Source organism: Caenimonas terrae (genome assembly GCF_042655405.1).
Taxonomy (GTDB): Bacteria; Pseudomonadota; Gammaproteobacteria; order Burkholderiales; family Burkholderiaceae_C; genus Ramlibacter; species Ramlibacter terrae_A.
Genome location: NZ_JBHSMF010000012.1, coordinates 1 through 2,831, shown reverse-complemented (window position 1 = coordinate 2,831; position 2,831 = coordinate 1). Strand labels below are relative to the sequence as shown.

Sequence of the window (2,831 nt, the reverse complement as noted above, 5' to 3'; positions counted from 1 at the left end):
TGCGTCCATGGGATGGCGCCCGCGAGCGTGCCCGGAGAACACCCCATCCCGGCCAGCGGCCCTGCCAACCAGGCTGTCCCGCGGGGGCAGAAAGATTGGATCCCGGATCAAGTCCGGGATGACAAACCCGGTCAGCGCTGCGCGTGGGGCGTTTCGCCCGCGCCCATGTCCCAGTACAGGCCGGCCATCACGGCCAGCCCTTCGCGCAGCAGTTCGGGCGGCAGGTGCTCGTTGGGCGCGTGCTGCGAGCAGCCTGGGTAGGAATGCGGCACCCACACGGTGCGCAGGCCCAGCACGTCGGTGAAGATGTCGTTGGGCAGCGAGCCGCCCAGGTTGGGCAGCACGGCCGGCTTCTTGCCGCTGGTGGCGGCGATCGAGGCCACCGCCCATTGCACCCACGGATCCTCCGGGTCGATCCGGGTGGCGGTGAACATGCTGTCCCGCTCGCTGGCGATCTTGACCATCGGGAAGCCGTGCGCGTCCAGGTGCCGGCGCAGCGCCGGCAGGATGTCGGCCGGATCGATGCCGACCACGAAGCGCAGCTGGCAGCGGGCCCAGGCCCGCGGCGGGATGGCGTTGACCGGCGTCTCCGGATTGCCGGTCTTGTACGCCAGCACCTCGAAGCTGCACCAGCCGAACACCCGCTCGGCCGGCGACAGGCCGGGCTGGCCCCACCAGGGCTCGATCTGCGGGCCGTCCTCGCCGCCGTCCACCTCGCAGTCGGCCAGCGCGCGCCGCACCGCGGGCGGCAGTTCCTTCGGCTTCCATTGCGGCACCAGGATCTCGCCGGTCGGCGACACCAGCGAGGCGACGGCATGCGCCAGCTGGATGCCCGGGTTGGAGATCAGGCCGCCCCAGTTGCCCGAGTGATGGCCGCCGGCGCGGGCCTCGATCGACAGGTCGAAGTTGACGCTGCCGCGCGAGCCCAGGAACACGGTCGGCCGCCCGGGCGCCAGCCGCGGGCCGTCGGAGGCGATCAGCAGGTCGGCCTGCAGCAGCTCCTTGTGGTCGGCGCACAGCTCCCGCAGGCCGGCCGAGCCGGTCTCCTCGCCCATCTCGATCAGGTACTTGGCGTTGAATCCCAGCTTGCCGCGCGCCGCCAGCACGCTGTCCAGGGCCTGCATGTTGACGCTGTGCTGGCCCTTGTTGTCGGCGATGCCGCGGCCGTACCAGCGCCCTTCCGATTCGGTGAGCGCCCAGGGCGACAGGCCCGCCTTCCACTCCTTGTCCAGGCCGCGGATGACGTCGCCGTGGCCGTAGCCCAGCACCGTCGGCAGCCCGGCGCCCTCGATCCGCTCGGCGTACAGGAAGGGCGCCGCCGCCTTCGGGTGCTCCAGCAGGCGGCAGTCGAAGCCCATCGCCTCGAAGGCCGGCCGGATTTCCGCTTCCAGGTACTGGCGCAGCACCGGCGCCCGCTCGGGGTTCTGGCTCTCGGTCGGGATCGCGATGCGGCGGGCCAGCGTCTGGCGGAACCGGCCGGAGTCGAAACATTGCTGGGCACTGTGGATGGCGGCGGCGCGGCTGGTCATGCCGGCAGCATACAGGCGGCGTGGGCGACAATTTCAGCCCAGAACCACAGCCGGGAGATTCCTCGATGCCAGCCGATGCCATGCAACAGGCGGTGCAGTTCGCCGTCGACCACGAGACCTCATGGGACCGCGAGACCACCGGCAACTGGGGCGTGCACAGGGAGGACCCGCCGCCGTGGAACCGGCTGCTCGGGCCGGTGCATGACCGCGGCCCGGTCTCCGGCACCGTCGTCGTCGACGGCAAGACGCTCGCCTCGTGGGGCGAACCGAAACGCGCCGACCTGACCTTCAGCGTCGCCAAGACCTATCTGGCGCTGCTGGCCGGCGTCGCCCATGACCGCGGCCTGCTGCCCGACGTGAACGAGCCGATCGGCGCGCGCGTCAAGGGCATCGGCTTCGATGCCGGCAACAACGCGCAGGTCACCTGGGCCCAGATGCTGCAGCAGACCAGCGAATGGACCGGCGAGCTGTTCGGCCTGCCGGACCAGGCCGACCACTACCGCGCCGTCACCTTCGGCACGCCGCCCGGCGGCAGGAAGGGCGATCCGCGGCCGCTGCAGGCGCCGGGCACGTACTGGGAATACAACGACGTGCGCATCAACCAGCTGTCGCTGGCCTTGCTGCACCTGTTCCAGCGCCCGCTGCCCGAGGTGTTCCGCGAAGCCATCATGCGGCCCGTCCGCGCCAGCGAGAACTGGAACTGGGTGGGCTACGACAACGCGTGGGTCATGGTGGCCGGCCTGCGCATGCAGTCGGTGCCGGGCGGCACCCACTGGGGCGGCGGCCTGTCGATCAGCGCGCAGGACCAGGCGTTGGTGGGCCAGATGATGCTGGACGAAGGCGTGGCCCGCGACGGCCAGCGGGTGCTGTCGGCGCAGTGGATCCGCGACATGCGCACGCCCGGGCCGCTGGCGCCCTATTACGGCTACCTGGTCTGGCTCAATCACGAGCGCAGGATGTTCCCCAGCGTGCCGGCCTCCAGCTATTTCGCGGTCGGCGCCGGCAGTTCGTTCACCTGGATCGAACCGGAACGCAGGATGGTGGTTGTCGTGCGCTGGCTCGATTCGGCGCACGCCGACGGCTTCTTCGGCAAGGTGCTGGCGGCGGTCGACGCGACAGCCTGACTTGTCGTGTTGAGCTTGTCTCCCGGCGCCGGCCCTGTCATCCCGGGCTCGACCCGGGATCCATGCCTCCTGTCTCTGTCTCTGTCTCTTTGCGCTCGCGCATCACCACGGTGGCACGGCCGCTGGCCGGGATGGGGTGTTCTCCGGGCACGCTCGCGGGCGCCATCCCATGGACGCA

The 2,831-nt window shown here is 70.7% G+C and carries 2 protein-coding genes; one reads left to right on the top strand and one right to left on the bottom strand.

Annotated elements, in window-relative coordinates:
- Positions 1 to 131: 131 nt before the first annotated feature.
- A complete protein-coding gene (locus ACFPOE_RS21950) occupies positions 132 to 1,529 on the bottom strand; it encodes a M20 family metallopeptidase (protein WP_376852474.1) in 1,398 nt (465 codons plus the stop codon).
- 65 nt (positions 1,530 to 1,594) lie between these two features.
- Here ACFPOE_RS21950 and ACFPOE_RS21945 point away from each other — a divergent pair, with 65 nt between their 5' ends.
- Complete coding sequence (locus ACFPOE_RS21945; RefSeq protein ID WP_376852473.1) at positions 1,595 to 2,653, top strand: serine hydrolase domain-containing protein; 1,059 nt, start codon at positions 1,595 to 1,597, stop codon at positions 2,651 to 2,653.
- The last annotated feature ends 178 nt before the right edge of the window (positions 2,654 to 2,831 follow it).